Below are 21,386 nucleotides of genomic sequence, written 5' to 3'. Positions count from 1 at the left end.
AAAAAAAGAACTCAAATTTAATTGAGCTCTTCTTTTACTTTATTTCTTTTCTCTTTTATATATTTATCAATATTAATAGCTGCTTTTTTACCAGCACCCATGGCAAGTATTACTGTGGCTGCACCACTAACTGCATCTCCACCAGCAAATACTCCATCTTTACTTGTCATTGTAGAGTCTTTATTAACAATTATTCCGCCCCAATCTTCTGTCTTGATATCATCATTAGTTTGTTTTATAAGAGGATTTGGACTTTGTCCTATAGAGACTATTACAGAGTCAAATTTTACTTCTTCATATTCTCCTGTTGGAATAGGACGGCGCCTTCCTGAATTATCTGCTTGACCTAGATTCATCTTTTCAAGTTTAACAGCATTAACCCATCCATCATTGCCTAATATTTCTACTGGATTATGGAGATTCATAAAATTTACTCCCTCCTCCATAGCATGGTGGCTTTCTTCAATTCTAGCTGGCATTTCATCAAAGCTTCTTCTATATACAACAGTTACATCTGCACCAAGTCTTTTAGCTGATCTTGCTGCATCCATTGCTACATTTCCTCCACCTACAATGCATACTTTTTTTCCTATATGCACAGGTGTATCATATTCTGGAAATTTATATGCTTTCATTAGATTTATCCTTGTTAAAAATTCATTTGCAGAGTATACACCATTTAAATTTTCTCCATCTATTCCTAAAAATGATGGTAGTCCTGCCCCAGTTGAAATATAGATTGATTCAAATCCTTGGTCGAATAAATCGTTTAAGGATATTGTTCTTCCTACTATAGTATTAGTTTGAAGTTTAACACCTAGTCCTATAACGTTTTTAAGTTCTTTTTGAACGAGTTCTTTTGGTAATCTAAATTCTGGTATACCATACATTAATACACCACCAGCTGCATGAAAAGCTTCAAAAAGTACTACTTGATAGCCCATTTTTGCAAGATCAGACGCAGCAGATAGTCCAGATGGTCCAGCTCCTATTACAGCTACTTTAGCATTTTGGCTTGTGACTTCTACTGGTTTATTGTAGGAATTGTTCATGTACCAATCTGCTATAAATCTTTCAAGTCTACCAATAGCAACTGGTTCACTTTTTATACCGCGAGTACATACGCCTTCGCACTGAACTTCTTGAGGACAAACTCTGCCGCATATTGCTGGAAGATTATTTGTAAAAGATATTGCGTCATAAGCATTTTCTAGATTTCCTGCTACTAAGTAATTTATAAATTCTGGGATATGAACTGAAACTGGACATCCACTCATACATGGTGCGTTTTTACATTGTAAACATCTAGTGGCTTCTTTTTGAGCCATTTCTAAAGTATAGCCTAGAGTGACTTCTTTAAAATTTTTATTTCTAATATTTGGGTCTTGCTCTGGCATCTTAACTTTTTCTTTACTCATATTTATTTTATAATCAGCCATTTCTAATCTCCCCAGTTATATTGCACACATGATCTCTTTCTTCTTTTATGTAAGTTCTAGATCTATTCATAGCTTCATTAAAGTCAATTTTGTAGCCATCAAAATCCGGACCGTCAACACATGCAAATTTCATTTCTCCATCTACACTTATCCTACAACATCCGCACATTCCTGTTCCATCAACCATAGTAGAATTCATACTAACTGTTGTAGGAATTTTATAAGGCCTAGCAACTTCAACAATATTTTTCATCATTATGACCGGACCTATTGCTAAGATATGATCGTATTTCTTGCCTTTATCAATATTATCTTGTAAAATCTCAGTTACAAATCCGTGATAGCCGTATGAACCGTCATCTGTACTTATATATAAGTTCTCGCTTTTTTCCCTTAATTCATTTTCTAAAAGTATTAAGTCTTTATTTTTAAATCCTGTTATAACATCTACATGGGCTCCTATATCATGTAAGTACTTAGCCTGTGGGTAGGCTATAGCAGTTCCGAGTCCTCCTCCAACTACACAAACATTTTTTCCTTTTAGATTATCTAATTCTGTGGGTATTCCCAGCGGTCCTACAAAATCTAAGAATCCATCACCAGCCTTAAGTTTATCCATTCTCATAGTAGTTCTGCCTACAATCTGAACAATTATTGTAACGTTTTCTTCATCTGTAGATGATATTGTAAAAGGAACTCTTTCTCCCTTTTCATCTAATCTTAGTATGATAAATTGCCCTGGTAAAGCTCTCCTAGCAATATTTGGAGCATTGACTACAAATTTAATTGTATTTTCATTAAGATTAGTTTTTTCAATTATTCTAGCCATATAACCTCCTGTTATTATATTAGCAAAGCATTTTTTAAATTTCAATAGATATACTTAGTAATTTTTCATAAAGTATGGTAAAGTTATGTTATTGAAAATAATAATTATTATTAGTTAAGGAGGATTAATGGAGAAGAAATCTTATAAAAATAAAGAATTGCTAAAAAGGTTTAAACCATATTATAGACCTTATAAAAATATATTAACTGCTGATTTATTAGCTGCAGCTTTAACTACTGTATCAAGCTTAGTATTACCAATTCTTTTATCATATCTTACTGATTGGGCCCAGATGGGTCTACTCGATGTTAGTCGAGTTACTAAAGTAGGTATTATATTTGTTTTAACTAAAATACTTGAGTTAGCTGCTAGATATTTTATGCAATCTTTAGGTCATATAATGGGGGCAAAGATTGAACGAGATATGCGCTCTGATGTATTTAATCATTTGCTCACCATGGATACTGAGTTTTTTAATGAAACAAAAATTGGTGTGTTAATGAGTAGAATTACTACTGATTTATTCGATATAACAGAATTTGCACACCATGTTCCAGAGGAATTTTTGGTAGGAGCTCTTAAGCTTATTATATCGTTTATAGTTTTACTCACTATTAATTGGAAGCTAGCACTTATCATATATGTTATTATTCCAATTATGTTTGTAGTTTCTAGTAAAAAACGTAAAGAATTTAGAGAAGCTACTTTGAATGTAAAAAAACAGATAGGAGATATTAACTCAGGGGTAGAAGATACATTATTAGGTATATCAGTGGTAAAATCTTTTGCCAATGAAGAAATTGAAAAATCAAAATTCGAAATAAGTAACGATAAATTTGTAGATATCAAAAAAGAAAGATACTATGATATGGCTGGTTTCTTTATGATAAATGAAGCCTTTTCAGGTCTGATGTATGCTATTTTGATTTTTGTAGGTGGTTATTTTGTTATTAATGACAAAATAAGTCCAGGCAATTTGATTGCATTTACAATGTATTTAAATATGCTTGTTGCAGCAATTGAACGCTTGATTAATTTTACAGATGTATACCAAGCAGGAGCTACTGGTATTGAAAGATTTGTAGAAGTTATGGATATGGATAATACTATTTTTGATGATGATCAAGCTATAAAGTTAGATGATGTTTCAGGTAAAATAGAATTTGATAATGTATACTTTAAATATCCAGAAACTAGAGAAGATGAACCATATGTATTAGAGAACATAAACTTTAATGTAAATGTGGGTGAAAACATTGCTCTTGTAGGGCCATCAGGTGCTGGCAAGACAACTATATCAAAGTTAATTCCAAGATTTTATGATATAGATAGAGGGTCAATTAAAATTGATGATAAGGATATTAAGGATATTACTTTAGAATCGTTGAGAGATAATATAGGTATTGTCCAACAAGATGTTTATTTATTTGGTGGAACAGTTAAGGATAACATTCGATATGGTAAGGATGATGCTACAGATGAGGAGATAATAAGGGCAGCAGAACTTGCTGGTGCCACAGAATTCATAAATGATTTACCATATGGATTTGATACTTATATAGGAGAAAGAGGAGTAAAACTTTCCGGTGGACAAAAGCAAAGAATTTCTATAGCTAGAGTTTTTCTTAAAAATCCTCCAATACTAATTTTAGATGAAGCAACCAGTGCCTTAGATAATAAGAGCGAAGCAATAGTTCAAAAGTCTTTGGAGAATTTATCTGAAGGAAGGACAACAATAACTATCGCTCATAGATTATCAACTATTATAAATGCAGATGAAATACTTGTATTAACCTACGATGGAATTGTAGAAAGAGGAAATCACAAGGAATTACTGGCTAAAAAAGGTAAATATTACAATTTATATAATAGTAATAACGAAGAATTATTTGGATAAAATATAGGGGATTTTGCATTATAGATCTATAGATTAATCGATCTATTGCAAAATCCCTTTTTAATTTGGAAACTTTGAAATCTCTGATATAATTTTAGAGAATGGAGAATTAATAAAATGAAGTTTTTTGGAAAATTTATACATGGACTTGCCACAGTTCTTGGAACGATATTTAATGTCCTGATTAATATAATGAACGTAATAGTAGTTACCTTTGAGGGCATTAGACAATTACTATTTGGAATATTTATTATAGGATGCTCAACAATTTTTATATTTCCTATAATACCGTTATTCCTACCTAAGGATGTAACTTATTTTATATTTGCAGTAATATTTATACCTATATTAGGACCCAAATTTATATCTTTATTAAGGTACTTAAACTATACAATAACTGAGTGGATGTATGATAGAGCAGACTCAATGATTACTGGAACAAAAGTAGGTTATGATAGTATTTCTGATTATTCAAATAAATATAAATATGAAAAGGAACAAGCTGAAAGAAGAGCAAGAGAAGAAGAAGCTCGTCGTCAGCAAGAAGAGATGAATCGTAAATTCGAAGAATTTGTGAGAGGATTTGGATATAGTAATCAGAGAACTTATTCTGGCGGATATCAAGGTGGCTCATATGATCAAGGGAATTTTGGTGGAAACTATTCTGGAGTTAATAATATTGGTTTTAAGGAAAAATATGAGAAATCTTGTAAGGTTTTAGGACTAAACTATGATACTGATATATATGAAGTAAAATTAAACTATAGGAAGCTTGCTAAAAAATATCATCCAGATATAAACAAGGATCCAAACGCTACTGACATGTTTACAAAAGTTAATGATGCTTACGAATTTTTAACAGAAGAAAATATTAGAAAGTACAAGCAAAATTTTAGTTAGGAATTAATATGGCTCATGAAAAATTAACTTCTATAGAAGATGCTGTTGTATTATCAGAGATAGCAGCAGATGCTGGAGCTTTGATGCTTGCAAATGGCGCAGAAATATACAGAGTTGAGGATACTGTTGAAAGGATCTTAAGGTCAAAAGAATCCATGAAAGATGTAGATGTATTTTCATCTTTTAATGTAATAATGATATCATTTAGCTATAATGGAAAGATTTATAGCAACATGAGGAGAGTTAAGGAACGCGGAAATAATCTACATTATGTAGATAAAGTAAATACCTTTTCAAGAAATTTTGCTGCAGGTAAGTATACTTTAGACCAAGCTCTTTTAGAGATAGATAAAATTAAAAAGTCAAAAAGCACCTCTACAGCTTTAAAGATTTTAGGAGCTACAGTAGCTGCAGGAGCTTATTCTATTCTTCTAGGAGCAGGTATAAGTGAGATAATATCTTCCCTTGTTGTAGGTTTTATAGGATATGTATTCTCATTATTCTTAGTTGAAAATGAACTAAATTATTTCGTAGTTCATTTCTTATATGGAGCATTAGTTTCACTTGTAACTCTAATATTACACTTTTTTACAGGAGTGACTATAAATGTAGTTATAATTAGTGCTATGATGGCCTTCGTTCCAGGTATTATGATAACAAATGCAGTAAGAGATCTGATGAGTGGAGATGCACTAAGTGGAATGACAGCCGCAACCATGGCAATATTAATTTCTACAGCTCTAGCTTTAGGAGTTGCTATGCCAATAGGAATTTGGGAATATTTAATATAATGAAGTATCTATTAGAATTTGTAGTAAGTGTATTATCGTCAATAGGTTTTGGTTTGGTGTTTTCTATACCCAAGAAAACTTTGTTAGTTTCAGGCATAAATGGAGGAATTTGTTGGATAATTTATAAGTTCATATTAAATAATTTAGGTAATATATATTTGGCAAATTTTATATCTTCAATGATAATAGCAATCCTTTCAGAAATACTAGCTAGAAAATTGAGATTTCCTGCATCAGTTTTTATATTTCCGGGAATAATTAATTTATGTCCAGGTGAAGCGATATACAATACAATGAAATTTTTTATAAATAATGAAACAGTAAATGCAATAACAAGCTTTTATAAAGCAGTTGCTATAGCAGGTTCTATTGCGTTTGGAGTATTATTAGCAAGTTCATTCTCGAAATCACTAAAATCGTATAGAACAAGATCTACAAAGAGAACAAATTATTTGAGGAGAAGAAAAAAACATGATTAAAGAAATATATTTAGCTGGCGGTTGTTTTTGGGGTGTTGAAGCATACTTTAAAAGTATAGATGGCATAGTAGATACCAAAGTAGGTTATGCTAATGGAAAAACTGATGCTACAACTTATGAAAAAGTAAATGAAACAGACCATGCAGAAACTGTTTATTTAAAATATGATGATAGGATAATAAGTCTAGAAAAGATCTTAGAATATTTATATCATATAGTAGATCCATTTAGTGTCAACAAACAAGGCAATGATAGAGGTCGCCAATATAGAACGGGGATTTATTCACAAGATCAAGATACTCTAGAACTTGTAAGAAAATTTATAAGTAAAAAGCAAAAAGAAGAAAATCAAGAGATCCAAATAGAAGTAGAAAAATTAAAAAACTTTGTACTTGCAGAAGAGTACCATCAAAATTATTTAGAAAAAAATCCAACTGGTTATTGCCATATCAATTTAAATGATAGGCCTAATATTTAATTATAATTAAAGTAATTAATTTTAAGATGACTTTAAAAATAATTACAAGTTGTATTAATGTCTTTAATCATATCATTATACGGCTTGTAATTAATATGATTTTAAATGTATTATAATAAAAATAAGATTAAGTAGGGTTATTTAGTAATAGTATATCAAAGTTTAGCATAAACAATATCTTAAAATAGAAAGACTTATAAATTAGAACAAATTTTATCTAAAGATGTCTAATAATATTAAGTGAAAAATGAAAAAAATACTAATGTATAGTTCTTACGATATAATAATTAATTTATTTTTCTTTTTTCTTATAAAAATTTTTATCTTCATTAATATAATCGTAATAATATATGTAAAATAGATTCTTAGTTACTTATAAAAATTCGTATACAAATATTGATTAATTTATTTAGCTGGAAGCATTATAAATTGACAAAAAATTCACTTTTAGTTATAATTAAATTAAGCAAAGTTCTAACGTATTAGGAAAATCGTTTTCCAAAAGAGTTGTTAGGTAATTCTTTTCAATTAAAAGGAGGTCTTTATGGAAAAACTAATAATGACAGGTAGACAAGCGGTAGAACAATTTGTAGATGATGGAGACGTAATAGCAGTCGGAGGATTTGTTGGCGCTGGTCATCCAGAACAGCTAACTTTAGATTTACAAAAAAGGTATCTAGATACTGGTCACCCAAAGGATCTAACTCTCATATACGCTGCAGGACAAGGAGATGGAGATAAGCTTGGACTTAATCATTTTGGTGAAGAGGGTTTAGTTAAAAAAGTTATTGGAGGTCACTTTAATTTAGAACCTAGACTCAAAAAATTAATAATGGAAAATAAGGCTGCAGGATATAATTTACCACAAGGCGTTATTTCTAAATTATTTAGAGAAATTGCATCTGGTTCTGACGGTTTGATAACCAAAGTGGGTTTAAAAACATTCGTTGATCCAAGAATAGAAGGTGGCAAGTTAAATGAATTAGCAAAAGAGGATATAGTTGAGTTAATTGATATCAAAGGTGAAGAACGACTTTTATATCCAAGCATGAAGATTGATGTAGCCTTTATTAGAGCTAGTTATGCTGATATAGAAGGCAATGCTACATTATCTAGAGAAGGTGTTTATACTGAAAGCTTACAAATTGCTCAAGCTACAAAAAATTCTGGTGGAAAAGTTATCTTACAAGTAGAAAATGTTGTAGAAAAAGATTCTCTTGATGCTAGATTAATAAAAATACCAGGTATATATATTGATGCTATAGTTATAGCAGAAGAAGGAAACCACAAACAAACATTAGGTACTTGGTATAACCCAGCATATTCAGGTGAGGTTAGAGAAGACCTTGATATCCTAAAACCAATGGAACTTTCAGATAGAAAAATTATTGCTCGTAGAGCTGCTATGGAACTTGTTCCTAATTCAATAGTAAATCTTGGAATTGGTATGCCAGAAGGAGTTGCACAAGTGGCAAAAGAGGAAGATCTAGACAGTATGAGATTAACCACAGAGGCTGGAACGATTGGAGGTATACCTGCTGGCGGAAATGATTTTGGCGTTACTGTAAATGCTGATTGTATTCTTGATGAACCTACACAATTTGATTTTTATGATGGTGGAGGATTAGATGTTACATTTCTTGGTCTTGCTCAAATGGATAAAAGAGGAAATATAAACGTTTCTAAGTTTGGAGATAATATAGCAGGGTGTGGAGGCTTTATTGATATTAGTCAAAATTCTAAGAAAGTAGTTTTTTGTGGAACATTTACATCTGGCGGTTTTAAATCTCACATTGAAAATGAGAAGATAATAATAGATCAAGAAGGAAAAATAAAAAAAATTGTAAATGAGGTAGATCAAATAACTTTTTCTGGAGACTATGCTTTGGAAATAGGACAGCCAGTACTCTATATAACTGAAAGAGCAGTTTTCGAATTGACAAAAGAAGGTATAGAATTAAAGGAGATAGCTCCAGGTATAGATATAAATAAAGATATTTTAGATTTAATGGATTTTGAACCAATAGTAAAAGATGTAAAGACTATGGACGAAACGATTTTTAAAGAAGAAATAATGGGTTTGAAAAAATTAATAGAAGAAGATAATTAATATTTTATTAAAACTATAAAAAGCATTTCTTGATTTTATGTTAGGCTTACTTATTAATTTCTTATAATATTTTGGAATGAAATTAAGATAAATGGCTGGCATTAAGCTTAAAATAATAAGATGATAAAAAGGCTGTTGCATAATAAATAAATCAATTCATTATTGTTTGGAACTTTTTATGATAATTTGTTTTAATTACTTATGATCCAAGATTCAAGTTATATATGAGTTTAATCAAACAATTAAATGATAGTTATTTGTTTAATTGTAACAGCTTTTATTTTATATACACGTTTTTATTTATATAAGCTAAATAAAAATTTTGAAAAATAAATTATAAATTATATAAAAAAATATTATAAGATATGCAAACAAAGAAATCTAGTACTTTCTTATACTAATATTGGGTGATGTACAATATACTTAATAAAAAATAAAAAAACTGTTGACAAGGTAAAAATATCATGGTATTATATATCTTGTCGTTAAGAAACGACGAAAAAACTTGATGAAATATCCAAAAAATGGGTACTCATCCATCAAATTTATATTTGATGACACAATGAACCAGATAAGCAATAGCTTATCTATAATTAAATAGTAATTAAACTTAAAGCAATTAATTTGAGTAACCTTAAATAATGATTCCAATCTATTTGTATATAGATTAGGATAAATATAAATCACGCATTGATTGAAAAAATCAGTGTAAATGAAGAGCTTGAATCAAAAAAGCTTTTATGAATAAAAAAATAAAACTACGTTAAGTAGATAAAATATTTTTCATGAGAGTTTGATCCTGGCTCAGGATTAACGCTGGCGGCGTGCATAACACATGCAAGTCGAACGATGAAACTTTAATGAACCCTTCGGGGAGAATTAAAGCGGATTAGTGGCGAACGGGTGAGTAACGCGTGAGTAACCTGCCTTACACAAGGGGATAGCCTTTGGAAACGAAGAATAATACCCTATAAAACCATAAAAGCACATGCAATTATGGTCAAAGTGATAGCGGTGTAAGATGGACTTGCGTCTGATTAGCTAGTTGGTGAGATAAAAGCCCACCAAGGCAACGATCAGTAGCCGGCTTGAGAGAGTGTACGGCCACATTGGGACTGAGACACGGCCCAGACTCCTACGGGAGGCAGCAGTGGGGAATTTTGCACAATGGGGGAAACCCTGATGCAGCGACGCCGCGTGATTTAGAAGGCCTTCGGGTTGTAAAAATCTTTTGTATAGGAAGAAAATGACAGTACTATACGAATAAGGTCCGGCTAATTACGTGCCAGCAGCCGCGGTAATACGTAAGGACCGAGCGTTGTCCGGAATCATTGGGCGTAAAGGGTACGTAGGCGGCTAGAAAAGTTAGAAGTCAAAGGCTATAGCTCAACTATAGTAAGCTTCTAAAACTATTTAGCTTGAGAGATGGAAGGGAAAGTGGAATTCCTAGTGTAGCGGTGGAATGCGCAGATATTAGGAGGAATACCGGTGGCGAAGGCGACTTTCTGGCCATTTTCTGACGCTGAGGTACGAAAGCGTGGGTAGCAAACAGGATTAGATACCCTGGTAGTCCACGCCGTAAACGATGAGTGTTAGGTGTCTGGAGTCAAATCTGGGTGCCGCAGCAAACGCATTAAACACTCCGCCTGGGGAGTACGCACGCAAGTGTGAAACTCAAAGGAATTGACGGGGACCCGCACAAGCAGCGGAGCATGTGGTTTAATTCGACGCAACGCGAAGAACCTTACCAAGTCTTGACATATTTTAGAAGCAATTAGAGATAATTGCCTATATCTTCGGATAACTAAAATACAGGTGGTGCATGGTTGTCGTCAGCTCGTGTCGTGAGATGTTGGGTTAAGTCCCATAACGAGCGCAACCCCTATTGCTAGTTACCATCATTAAGTTGGGGACTCTAGTAATACTGCCGGTGACAAACCGGAGGAAGGTGGGGATGACGTCAAATCATCATGCCCTTTATGACTTGGGCTACACACGTGCTACAATGGCAGGTACACAGGGAAGCAAGACTGTGAAGTTAAGCAAAACTCAAAAAGCCTGTCCCAGTTCGGATTGCACTCTGCAACTCGAGTGCATGAAGTTGGAGTTGCTAGTAATCGCAGATCAGAATGCTGCGGTGAATGCGTTCCCGGGTCTTGTACACACCGCCCGTCACACCATGGAAGTTGGCAATACCCGAAGCCTGTGAGCGAACCCTTTGGGGCGCAGCAGTCGAAGGTAGGGTCAGTAACTGGGGTGAAGTCGTAACAAGGTAGCCGTATCGGAAGGTGCGGCTGGATCACCTCCTTTCTAAGAGAACACCAATGGGGGTACGCTCCCATTGGTAGAGAATGATACGTTATTCTCTAACTTTAGAAAAAAAGTGTTACTTGATAATTGCTTGGACCTGTAGCTCAGGTGGTTAGAGCGCACGCCTGATAAGCGTGAGGTCGGTAGTTCGAGTCTACTCAGGTCCACCAAGGTTTAATACTTAAACTATTGAAAAAAATTAAAATGAGTGTAAAGTTAATATTACACTTAATATATTGAACCGCTATACTGATTTTTAAATTTCTATGAGAAATTACCGTTCTTTGAAATATAGATGTATTATTATATCTTATCATTTATCGTAAAGGATAAGTTTTAAAATGATTCAAAATCTAAGATTTAGAACTCACTCAGTATAAGCTTAAAACTAAATAGCAAACAATATTTCCAGTCAAGAAGAAAAGGGCTTAAGGTGAATGCCTTGGCACATGAAGACTAAGAAGGACGTAAGTGAACGAAAACTAGGGAAAGCTCACAAAAAGCATCGACCCCTAGGTATCCGAATGGGGAAACCCGTCTGTGGAAGACACAGACATCATAAAGTGAATACATAGCTTTATGAAGTAAGACCCTGCGAACTGAAACATCTAAGTAGCAGGAGGAAAAGAAAGAAAACTCGATTTTCCAAGTAGCGGCGAGCGAAAAGAAAACAGCCCAACCCAGTAAGAAATATATATTCTAGTAGAATCATTTGGGAAAATGAACCAAAGAAAGTGAAAGTCTTGTAAACAAAAGAAAATATATTGTGGGGGCAAGTAGCAGTGAACACGAGAAATTTGCTGTGAAGATAGGGGGACCATCCCCTAAGGCTAAATACTAACATGTGACCGATAGCGAACAAGTACCGTGAGGGAAAGGTGAAAAGAACCCCGAAAGGGGAGTGAAACAGAACCTGAAACCTTAAGCCTACAAGCAGACAGAGGGCAAAAGCCTGATGTCGTACCTTTTGTAGAATGGGCCAGCGAGTTATCATATATAGCAAGGTTAAATCTTTAAGAGATGAAGCCAAAGCGAAAGCGAGTCTTAATAGGGCGAAAGTTAGATATGATAGACCCGAAACCGGGTGATCTATCCATGGTCAGAGTGAAGGTGAAGTAAAATTCACTGGAGGCTCGAACCGGGTGCGGTTTAAAACGCATCGGATGAACTGTGGATAGGGGCGAAAAACCAAACGAACCCGGAGATAGCTGGTTCTCCTCGAAATAGCTTTAGGGCTAGCCTATGATTAAAGATTTAAGGAGGTAGAGCACTGACTGGCCTAGGGCGGCTAACCGTACCAAAGCCTATCAAACTCCGAATGCCAAAAAATCAGATCATGGAGTCAGACTTAGAGGGATAAGCTCCTAAGTCGAAAGGGAAAGAGCCCAGACCGACAGCTAAGGTCCCAAAATCTGGATTAAGTGGAAAAGGATGTGAACCTACTAAGACAACCAGGACGTTGGCTTAGAAGCAGCCATACATTTAAAGAATGCGTAATAGCTCACTGGTCAAGTGGGTTTGCGCCGAAAATAAACGGGGCTAAAATTCAGTACCGAAGCTTCGGATTGATAGAGGATTTAAATGCTTGACCTAACTTGATTTATGAAATAAATCAAAAGTAGGTCAGCCGCAGGCTTTCCCAAGAGAGCAAAGCTCGATTGGCAAGAAAGCTACGCGCAAACAAAGGTAAAACTTAGACGGAAATATTGAACAATACAATCAAGATAAACGAGTTATAAACGAAAATTATTTACGCAAATATCACAAGTAAATGGTAAGTTGTATATAACTACGATATCACCGAATGAACAGTCATAAAACAAAAAGTTTAAGATGACAACTGGTTAAAATATCGTCAAAGTATTTACCCAAGCATTTAAATACTCTATCAGTGGTAGAGGAGCATTGTATTAGGGAAGAAGCCTAAGCGAAAGCAAGTGTGGACTTAATACAAGAGAGAATGCTGGCATGAGTAGCGATAAGGAGTGTGAGAATCACTCCCGTCGAAACCCTAAGGACTCCTGAGCAAGGCTCGTCCCCTCAGGGAAAGTCGGGACCTAAGGCAAGGCCTAAAGGCGTAGCCGATGGATAACAGGTTTATATTCCTGTACCGCTTAAAGTCGCAATAAGAGACGTGATGACGCAAGAGGATAAACTATCTGCCCGATGGAAGGCAGTCTAAGCACAAAGGCCGATTAGTAGGCAAATCCGCTAATCATAAAGCTGATGTGTGATAGGTATCGAAAACATGAGTAGAGAAGTAGTCGATTTCAAATTGCCAAGAAAAGTCACTATCAAGACAAAAGCGCCCGTACCAAAACCGACACAGGTAGGGAGGTAGAGAATACCAAGACGCGCGGAAGAACCTTTGTTAAGGAACTCGGCAAAATGTCCCCGTAACTTCGGGAGAAGGGGAGCCAGAGCGATCTGGCCACAGAAACCAGGCCCAAGCGACTGTTTACCAAAAACACAAGTTTCTGCAAAATCGAAAGATGAAGTATAGGAGCTGACACCTGCCCGGTGCTGGAAGGTTAAGGGGAAGGCTTAGCATAAGCGAAGGCTAGAACTTAAGCCCCAGTAAACGGCGGCCGTAACTATAACGGTCCTAAGGTAGCGAAATTCCTTGTCGGGTAAGTTCCGACCCGCACGAAAGGTGTAACGATTTGGGCACTGTCTCAACAAAGGATCCGGTGAAATTGTAGTAGTCGTGAAGATGCGACTTACCCACGCTAGGACGGAAAGACCCCGTGGAGCTTTACTGTAGGCTGATATTGGATTTTGAGATTAGACGTACAGGATAGTTGGGAGACAAAGAAACTTGCACGCCAGTGTAGGTTGAGTCAACCTTGGGATACCAACCCTCTAATATCAAAATTCTAACATTGACCCCTAATCGGGGCAAAGGACATTGTCAGTCGGGCAGTTTGACTGGGGCGGTCGCCTCCCAAAAAGTAACGGAGGCGTTCAAAGGTTCGCTCAGAATGGACGGAAACCATTCGAAGAGTACAAAGGCAAAAGCGAGCTTAACTGCGAGAGATACATCTCAAGCAGAGTAGAAATACGGACTTAGTGATCCGGTGGCACCGCATGGAAGGGCCATCGCTCAACGGATAAAAGCTACCCCGGGGATAACAGGCTTATCTCCCCCAAGAGTCCACATCGACGGGGAGGTTTGGCACCTCGATGTCGGCTCGTCTCATCCTGGGGCTGAAGTAGGTCCCAAGGGTTGGGCTGTTCGCCCATTAAAGAGGCACGCGAGCTGGGTTCAGAACGTCGTGAGACAGTTCGGTCCCTATCCAGCGTGGGCGTAAGAAATTTGAGAGGACCTGTCCTTAGTACGAGAGGACCGGGATGGACATACCACTGGTGTACCAGTTGTTCCGCCAGGAGCATAGCTGGGTAGCTAAGTATGGCACTGATAAGTACTGAAAGCATCTAAGTACGAAGCAACCCTCAAGATAAGATTTCTAAGAGTACGTAAAGAAAATACGTTTGATAGGTCCAAGGTGTAAGTGCAGTAATGTATTAAGCTAATGGATACTAAACTTTAAATCTTGACTGGAAATATTGTTGAGAGACCTAACCCAATTGATCAAAAATGAAATGATGGTAGGTCCTCGTTCAGAGTGTCCCAATGGTTAAGAGCGAAGGTCTTAAGATTGGCAGACACTTACGAACCAATCGTATGGACAATCAATCCGTATGATGGTAAGTTTAACTGAGCGGCTATTTAATAGGTTCAAAAATACTAACCAAAACTTTAAAACGTGGCAGGTCGGCTACAGAACGAAATCAGTCCTATAGCGTGCGGACATCATGTTTTCTATTTCGCGACATTTGATCTACCAACGAAAACAAGTTTTCAGGTTAGGTCAAGAAATACAGTGGCGATGGCAGTAAGGATACACCTGTTCCCATACCGAACACAGAAGTTAAGTTTACTAACGCCGATGGTACTCGGAGGGTGACCTCCCGGTAGAGTAGGAAGCTGCTGAACATTTAATATCAGCTAGCCATTTTGGCTAGTGAGATATAAAATGAAAAATATGGTATAGATTTAATTAAGTATGATATGCTTAGGTAGCTCAATGGTGGAGCACCCGGCTGTTAACCGGTAGGTTGTGGGTTCGAGTCCCACCCTGAGCGCCAAGTGTCGCGGGATAGAGCAGTTTGGTAGCTCGTCGGGCTCATAACCCGGAGGTCGTTGGTTCAAATCCAGCTCCCGCAACCAAATATTAATAAATTTCAACTTATATTGTTTATGAAGTATTCGTGATTTTGAAAAAATCAATAATAATTTTTATTTTATATGGCGAAGTAGCTCAGCTGGCTAGAGCATTCGGTTCATACCCGGAGTGTCAACGGTTCAAGTCCGTTCTTCGCTACCATTTTTTAATATCTTTTGCTTCGTTGAGATTATCAACGGAGTGATCCTTATTGATCTTTGGCCCCATGGTCAAGCGGTTAAGACATCGCCCTCTCACGGCGGGTTCTCGGGTTCGAATCCCGATGGGGTCACCATATAGTTCACTAATTAGTGCGTAAAGAGTTTTTTTGATCCTAACTAAACACAAGTAAGTTGGATTGAAGATAGGTCGAAGAATATCGCAAAGCTCAAGCATAAGCTATCCACTACACTTAGGACTGATTTGGCTAACGAAGTCGACTAAGACATCTTAAAGCAAATCTTTAAGGATAATAAGTATATGATACATTATTTAATAAGGCCCTATGGTCAAGCGGTTAAGACACCACCCTTTCACGGTGGTATCCCGAGTTCGAATCTCGGTAGGGTCACCATAATGACCTATCGCCATTTGCAAAAGCAAATGGATTGAAGGTCAGATGTCGCAGCGTTTCAAAGTTGCTTGTCAACTTTGTCAGCAAGCCGACTAGCTGATTAAAATGTATACTAAATGCTGAATTTTAATTACGGAAGTATAGCTCAGTTGGGAGAGCATCTGCCTTACAAGCAGGGGGTCACAGGTTCGAGCCCTGTTACTTCCACCAAATTTATAATCTACTTAGTTCTAGAGATATCATTTAGAGTAATGTAGTAAGACATAAGTATTAGAATAAAAACTAATGATTTATGGCCTGGTAGTTCAGCTGGTTAGAATGCCGCCCTGTCACGGCGGAGGTCGTGGGTTCGAATCCCATCCAGGTCGCCATTTGGATTGCAACAGTGATCCAATGCGCTGATGTAGCTCAATTGGCAGAGCAATTGATTTGTAATCAATAGGTTGTAGGTTCAAGTCCTATCATCAGCTCCAAATCGAATAACTCTTATTTATGCGGATGTGGCTCAGTGGTAGAGCATCGCCTTGCCAAGGCGAGGGTCGCGAGTTCGAATCTCGTCATCCGCTCCACAAATTCACCAGATGTCCCGAACAATAGATGTTTGGTCATGGTGTTTTTTATATGCGGGTGTAGCTCAGTGGTAGAGCCCCAGCCTTCCAAGCTGGTTGCGAGGGTTCGATTCCCTTCACCCGCTCCAAGTTACTTATAGTGTTTCAAATATTATACATTTGAAATCTTTAAGAAGAACTAAGAGATTTTCGAAGAACTAGCTAAAGAAATATAGGCTTTAGTATTTTTTGTGAATTATATTATTGTTAAATCTTTTATAATATAAAAATTATATATTTGTATATTTGCGTCATTAGCTCAGCTGGATAGAGCGTCTGGCTACGGACCAGAAGGCCTGTGGTTCGAATCCTCAATGACGCGCCAAATTAGAGTACTTTTAAAGTACTCTTTTTTACTATTAATATTTTATTTTAGGAGTGTAATATGTATTATATAAAAAAGAATATAGAAATTAGTGCAAGCCATCAGTTACATTTGCCTTATGAAAGCAAGTGTAATGAACTTCATGGTCATAATTATGATATAAACATTTATTGTAAAAGTGAAGAACTTGATGAAAATGGGATGGTCTTAGATTTTACTCATATTAAGAAAAAGGTAATGGATAAACTAGATCATAAAAATCTCAATGAAATATTAGACGTACCTACAACTGCCGAAAATATTGCTCGCTGGATTTGTGAACAGCTTGGTCCTAAATGCTACAAAGTAAAAGTAGCTGAGTCAAAAGGTAACTTGGCAATATATGAAAGATAAAAAACTAGATATAAATGAAATTTTTTATAGTATAGATGGTGAAGGCATTACTGCTGGACAGATTGCTATATTTATTAGATTAAATTCTTGCAATTTAAGATGCAGTTACTGTGATACTTCTTATGCCCTAGAAGCAAAAAATAATTATATTGATTTTGATCATATATTTGATATTATCAATCAATATCCATCTAAAAACATTACAATAACTGGTGGAGAACCTTTATATCAACAAGGAATTATTGATTTTATTGAGCAATTATCTAAAAGAGGTTATAGGGTTAATATAGAAACTAATGGTAGTATAAGTGTAAAAGGGCTTATTCATATTGATAAAACAATTATAACCTTAGATATTAAAACACCCTATTCAAATATGGATCAAGAAAATTTATATGAAAATTTAAATTATCTAAGAGGTAATGATGTATGTAAATTTGTTGTTGGAAGTATCGAAGATTTAGAATTTACTTATAAAATTATTGATAAATATAAACCAAAGAGTCAAATATTCTTATCACCAGTCTATAATTCAATTGATACAGCTGATATTGTAGAGTTTATGAAAATAAAGGGTTATGATAATGTAAAATTACAGCTTCAGATTCATAAATATATTTGGGATCCGGATAAAAGAGGAGTGTGATTTTTAGCTACATCCAATATTCTAGTAATTGAAATATAAATTAGATTTATATCTAATTTATTAGTTATAGAATAAGCTGCAAATTATAAGTGTAATTCAAATATACTAGAATATGCGTTATGATAATAAATATAGTTATAATAATGGATATATATAAGTAGGTAATGCTTTAGTTAGCATACCTACTTTTTTATTGATTTTCAAAAAAATGCTAATGTACTTGTATTTAAAAATATATTAAAGTAATAATTAAATATCTTTTATATTACTAGGAGGATTTATGATTATAGCTCACAAAGATGAAAACGGTAGAGAACAATCACTATTTAATCATTTAATAAATGTAGGTAATGGAAGTTTTAATTTAGATAAGCAACTAGATATTGAGTATATATCCTTGATAGTTGGTCTTTTACATGATCTTGGTAAGGCAGACCCCTTGTTTCAAGATAAAATAATGAATAATAAAAATACCAGTGTAAACCACTCTTCAGCTGGTGCAAAATATTTATATCAAATTTATTGTAAAGTAGGCGAGAAAAATGAGGACTTTAAAAGCCCTATATGCCAGTCGTATGCAGAAATTCTAATGTATGCTATAGAGGCCCACCATGGAGTTTTTGATATTGGTACTTATAATAAACAAGTTATCAATAGTATATACCAAAGAATGAAATTATACTCTAAATAGAAAATATAGTTATAACTTAGTAAGGGATTATGCAAATAGTATTATATATGAATATTGTAATAAAAAGTATAAGCTTTCTATTGAGGAAACCTTTACAAAAGGATTTGAAGAATATAAGAATATTATAGAAAAGCTAGAATTAGAAAAATCAGATAATCCAGATATAGACTTTAATTATTATAACCACTGTATAATTAGACTTATCCTATCTATACTAAAAAATGTAGATATTTATGACACGATAAATGCCTATGAAAAGATTATTGATAAAAAAACATATGATGAAAGTCAAGAAATTATAGAATATTTTTACCATCAAATAGAAGCTGAGTATGGATCTTACCCTCCACCAACTAACGATATTAATAAGGTAAGGGCAAGCATAGTAGATAATATTCGAACTAGGTGTGACACAGATAGTAGCGGGATTTATAAACTGGATTTACCTACAGGGGCTGGCAAAACCAAGCTATCATTGTTATACTCCCTCCATCAAATGAAAAATAATCATAAAAGCAAGATGATTTATATAGCTCCCTTCTTATCAATTCTTGAACAAAATGCGTCTGAATATAGAAAAACTTTAGCAAATGATAAGTATATATTAGAGCATCACTCAAATGTAGGTGATAATACTCCTTTTGATAATGAAGATAATGATGATGATAATAAAGCTGCTATGAAAGAGTATATAAAAGAATCCTGGGATCAAATAGTAATCCTATCTACTATGGTACAATTCTCCAATACCTTATTTAAATCAAGATCATCAAATCTTAGAAGATTTTATAACTTAAGCAATAGTGTAATTATCTTAGATGAAATCCAATCTTTACAAGATGAGATGACCCATATCTTTAATCTAATGTTCAATTTTATAAGTAAGGTGATGAATTCTGTAATTATCCTATGTTCAGCTACTCAACCTAGCTTAGACCATGATTCTATTAACCATAAAATTATATATGGTGGCTCTAATATTCTATTAACCATAAAATTATATATGGTGGCTCTAATATTCTATTAACCATAAAATTATATATGGTGGCTCTAATAATGAAGATTATAACCTGATACAACTAGATAATAGGCAAAAGCATATCTTTGACCGAGTAGAGGTAAGTTTATTAAATGATGGCAAAGAATCCAAGCTAGCTGACATATATAACTCTGTATTAAATGATAACCAAAAATCAACCCTTATAATTTTAAATACTAAAAAATCTGTAATGAACTTGTATGAAATGTTTGAAGAAGCTATGGATGATAAAAGCAAATTATATTATTTAACTACCAATATGTGCCCAAAACATAGGCTTGATATCATAAATGAGATAAAAGATAAGTTAGATAATGACATAAATGTTATAGTTATTAGCACTTCCTTAATAGAAGAAGGGGTGAATTTAGATTTTAGAAGATTATATAGGTCATATGCAGGCTTACTCTATTATCCAGGCCATGGGCAGGTGTAATAGAGAAGGAAAATATGATAAGGGCGAGGCCTACTTAGTAAATCTAGATAAGGATGATGAAAAGCTAGGTAATCTAAAATCTATTGAAAATAAAAAGAATATAACAAAAAAAGTTTTAGACAACTATGATGGAAACTTTAATATAGAAGATTTAAATAAAAAATATTATGCTAAGCTATTTTCTAACCTAGATGACCTAGATAAAAAGGTGGTAGATAATAAAACACTACTGGATTTACTTTCTTTAAATAAAGAAATTAGACAAAGTGGGGATATTGAAGGAAAAATGCCCAAGCTTTAAAAGAAGCCTCTGATAAGTTTAGCCTTATAGAGGATAATAGTGATTCTGTAATTGTTTACTATGATGAAAGTTACGCTTTGATAGAAGAACTATTAGCAGCAATAGAAGAATTTAGAGGTTATGATGGTAACAAAGAAAAAATTAATGAAATCAAAATCTTATTAAACAAACTCCAACCATACACTATAAGTATATATAATTCCAAAGATTTTGAAAAAAAGGAAACAGGGGTAGTACTATTAAACGCTAAAGGAAGAGCAAAAGTTCTAGAAAATTGGCAAAAAAGAAAGCAAGATTGCATCCCTTTATTAACGAAAAGATAAAGATAGGACTATTACCACATGTGCAAGCTATGTTTCTAAATAGTACATCCGAGGAGATTTAGAAGCATATCCACTATTTCTGATGAAAGGTTAATTATTATGATGGTATTGATCACTTATGATGTAAATACAAAGTCAGAATCAGGTACTAAAAGACTAAGGAAAGTAGCAAAACAGTGCGTCAATTATGGTCAAAGAGTTCAAAATTCTGTATTTGAATGTTCACTTAAACCTGCTCAATTAGTTAATTTAAAAAAAGAAACTATTAGATATAATAGATGAAGAAAATGATAGTATTAGATTTTATAATTTAGGAAAAAACTGGCAAAATAAGGTAGAAAATATTGGAAAAGATAATAGCTATTATTCAGATAAAGATTTATTATTAGTATAGACAATCGTAATTACTCATAAAATATTAGTAGACTCGCGCTGTATATGAGTATAATATATAACAATATTTAGTAAATTCCGCATTTTTTTACTAAAATAATAATTAAAAATCCCTAAAAAATGCGGTCACCTCCTATACGGAGGTGTAAATTGAGATAATATGTATTAAAAATAGCATCACCTAATTAAGTTATGTTT

16 protein-coding genes, 12 tRNA genes and 3 rRNA genes are annotated in these 21,386 nt (G+C 34.3%); 29 read left to right on the top strand and 2 right to left on the bottom strand.

Going from position 1 to position 21,386, the window contains the following annotated elements; genetic code table 11:
- Positions 1–17: 17 nt before the first annotated feature.
- Together gltA and ABXG81_RS06520 are read right to left on the bottom strand one after the other, a co-directional pair.
- Positions 18–1,439 (bottom strand): NADPH-dependent glutamate synthase, encoded by a 1,422-nt coding sequence (gene gltA, locus ABXG81_RS06525; RefSeq protein WP_353528582.1) that lies wholly within the window; start codon positions 1,437–1,439, stop codon positions 18–20.
- On the bottom strand, positions 1,432–2,268 hold the full coding sequence (locus ABXG81_RS06520) for a sulfide/dihydroorotate dehydrogenase-like FAD/NAD-binding protein (RefSeq protein WP_353528581.1): 837 nt from the start codon (positions 2,266–2,268) through the stop codon (positions 1,432–1,434). The genes gltA and ABXG81_RS06520 overlap by 8 nt, the downstream gene beginning before the upstream one ends.
- A gap of 127 nt (positions 2,269–2,395) precedes the next feature.
- Here ABXG81_RS06520 and ABXG81_RS06515 point away from each other — a divergent pair, with 127 nt between their 5' ends.
- The 29 genes from ABXG81_RS06515 to cas2 all read left to right on the top strand — a co-directional run bounded on the left by ABXG81_RS06515 (position 2,396) and on the right by cas2 (position 21,077).
- Positions 2,396–4,165 (top strand): ABC transporter ATP-binding protein, encoded by a 1,770-nt coding sequence (locus tag ABXG81_RS06515; protein ID WP_209814583.1) that lies wholly within the window; start codon positions 2,396–2,398, stop codon positions 4,163–4,165.
- 117 nt (positions 4,166–4,282) lie between these two features.
- Positions 4,283–5,065 (top strand): J domain-containing protein, encoded by a 783-nt coding sequence (locus ABXG81_RS06510; protein WP_117522069.1) that lies wholly within the window; start codon positions 4,283–4,285, stop codon positions 5,063–5,065.
- Positions 5,066–5,073: 8 nt separating this feature from the next.
- Positions 5,074–5,856 carry a threonine/serine exporter family protein gene (locus ABXG81_RS06505; RefSeq protein ID WP_117522068.1) on the top strand — a complete coding sequence of 261 codons (783 nt, stop codon included), beginning with the start codon at positions 5,074–5,076 and terminating at the stop codon, positions 5,854–5,856.
- Positions 5,856–6,335: a threonine/serine exporter family protein gene (locus ABXG81_RS06500; RefSeq protein WP_117522124.1), complete on the top strand. Its 480-nt coding sequence runs from the start codon at positions 5,856–5,858 to the stop codon at positions 6,333–6,335. Before ABXG81_RS06505 ends, ABXG81_RS06500 begins: the two co-directional genes overlap by 1 nt.
- A complete protein-coding gene (msrA, locus tag ABXG81_RS06495; protein WP_117522067.1) occupies positions 6,328–6,813 on the top strand; it encodes a peptide-methionine (S)-S-oxide reductase MsrA in 486 nt (161 codons plus the stop codon). The genes ABXG81_RS06500 and msrA overlap by 8 nt, the downstream gene beginning before the upstream one ends.
- A gap of 544 nt (positions 6,814–7,357) precedes the next feature.
- Positions 7,358–8,923 carry a CoA-transferase gene (locus tag ABXG81_RS06490; RefSeq protein ID WP_353528579.1) on the top strand — a complete coding sequence of 522 codons (1,566 nt, stop codon included), beginning with the start codon at positions 7,358–7,360 and terminating at the stop codon, positions 8,921–8,923.
- Positions 8,924–9,704: 781 nt separating this feature from the next.
- Positions 9,705–11,233, top strand: a 16S ribosomal RNA gene (locus ABXG81_RS06485).
- A 93-nt stretch (positions 11,234–11,326) separates the two neighbouring features.
- Positions 11,327–11,403, top strand: a tRNA-Ile gene (locus ABXG81_RS06480).
- Positions 11,404–11,643: 240 nt separating this feature from the next.
- Positions 11,644–14,795 (top strand): 23S ribosomal RNA (locus ABXG81_RS06475).
- Between the two features lie 318 nt (positions 14,796–15,113).
- A 5S ribosomal RNA gene (gene rrf, locus ABXG81_RS06470) occupies positions 15,114–15,230 on the top strand.
- The 16S, 23S and 5S rRNA genes sit together here with 12 tRNA genes alongside, the layout of an rRNA operon.
- A 77-nt stretch (positions 15,231–15,307) precedes the next feature.
- Positions 15,308–15,382, top strand: a tRNA-Asn gene (locus tag ABXG81_RS06465).
- Positions 15,383–15,387: 5 nt separating this feature from the next.
- Positions 15,388–15,464: transfer RNA gene (locus tag ABXG81_RS06460), tRNA-Met, on the top strand.
- Between the two features lie 80 nt (positions 15,465–15,544).
- A tRNA-Met gene (locus ABXG81_RS06455) sits at positions 15,545–15,621 on the top strand.
- Between the two features lie 58 nt (positions 15,622–15,679).
- Positions 15,680–15,754, top strand: a tRNA-Glu gene (locus tag ABXG81_RS06450).
- A gap of 204 nt (positions 15,755–15,958) precedes the next feature.
- Positions 15,959–16,033: transfer RNA gene (locus ABXG81_RS06445), tRNA-Glu, on the top strand.
- Between the two features lie 134 nt (positions 16,034–16,167).
- A tRNA-Val gene (locus tag ABXG81_RS06440) sits at positions 16,168–16,243 on the top strand.
- A gap of 84 nt (positions 16,244–16,327) precedes the next feature.
- A tRNA-Asp gene (locus ABXG81_RS06435) sits at positions 16,328–16,404 on the top strand.
- A 26-nt stretch (positions 16,405–16,430) separates the two neighbouring features.
- A tRNA-Thr gene (locus ABXG81_RS06430) sits at positions 16,431–16,506 on the top strand.
- A 21-nt stretch (positions 16,507–16,527) separates the two neighbouring features.
- A tRNA-Gly gene (locus ABXG81_RS06425) sits at positions 16,528–16,602 on the top strand.
- A gap of 54 nt (positions 16,603–16,656) precedes the next feature.
- Positions 16,657–16,730 (top strand) — tRNA-Gly (locus tag ABXG81_RS06420).
- Positions 16,731–16,889: 159 nt separating this feature from the next.
- Positions 16,890–16,966: transfer RNA gene (locus ABXG81_RS06415), tRNA-Arg, on the top strand.
- 60 nt (positions 16,967–17,026) lie between these two features.
- Positions 17,027–17,359: a 6-carboxytetrahydropterin synthase QueD gene (gene queD, locus ABXG81_RS06410; RefSeq protein ID WP_117521165.1), complete on the top strand. Its 333-nt coding sequence runs from the start codon at positions 17,027–17,029 to the stop codon at positions 17,357–17,359.
- A complete protein-coding gene (locus ABXG81_RS06405) occupies positions 17,349–18,005 on the top strand; it encodes a radical SAM protein (protein ID WP_117521167.1) in 657 nt (218 codons plus the stop codon). The genes queD and ABXG81_RS06405 overlap by 11 nt, the downstream gene beginning before the upstream one ends.
- A gap of 280 nt (positions 18,006–18,285) precedes the next feature.
- Positions 18,286–18,696 carry a CRISPR-associated endonuclease Cas3'' gene (locus ABXG81_RS06400; RefSeq protein ID WP_353528577.1) on the top strand — a complete coding sequence of 137 codons (411 nt, stop codon included), beginning with the start codon at positions 18,286–18,288 and terminating at the stop codon, positions 18,694–18,696.
- A 40-nt stretch (positions 18,697–18,736) separates the two neighbouring features.
- Positions 18,737–19,723, top strand: coding sequence for a DEAD/DEAH box helicase (locus ABXG81_RS06395; RefSeq protein WP_353529247.1), 987 nt, complete (start codon positions 18,737–18,739; stop codon positions 19,721–19,723).
- Positions 19,719–20,171, top strand: coding sequence for a helicase-related protein (locus ABXG81_RS06390; protein WP_353529246.1), 453 nt, complete (start codon positions 19,719–19,721; stop codon positions 20,169–20,171). Before ABXG81_RS06395 ends, ABXG81_RS06390 begins: the two co-directional genes overlap by 5 nt.
- The gene (locus ABXG81_RS06385) at positions 20,131–20,472 is read left to right on the top strand and encodes a hypothetical protein (RefSeq protein WP_353528575.1); all 342 of its coding nucleotides are present in this window, start codon (positions 20,131–20,133) and stop codon (positions 20,470–20,472) included. The genes ABXG81_RS06390 and ABXG81_RS06385 overlap by 41 nt, the downstream gene beginning before the upstream one ends.
- Positions 20,473–20,549: 77 nt before the next feature.
- Positions 20,550–20,795 carry a hypothetical protein gene (locus tag ABXG81_RS06380; RefSeq protein WP_353528573.1) on the top strand — a complete coding sequence of 82 codons (246 nt, stop codon included), beginning with the start codon at positions 20,550–20,552 and terminating at the stop codon, positions 20,793–20,795.
- A 99-nt stretch (positions 20,796–20,894) separates the two neighbouring features.
- Positions 20,895–21,077 carry a CRISPR-associated endonuclease Cas2 gene (gene cas2 / locus ABXG81_RS06375; RefSeq protein WP_353528571.1) on the top strand — a complete coding sequence of 61 codons (183 nt, stop codon included), beginning with the start codon at positions 20,895–20,897 and terminating at the stop codon, positions 21,075–21,077.
- Positions 21,078–21,386 lie beyond the last annotated feature (309 nt).

The organism is Anaerococcus nagyae (assembly GCF_040364225.1).
Taxonomy (GTDB): Bacteria; Bacillota; Clostridia; order Tissierellales; family Peptoniphilaceae; genus Anaerococcus; species Anaerococcus nagyae.
Note: the sequence above shows the minus strand (reverse complement) of the source record. Positions and strands in the feature narration are given on the sequence as shown.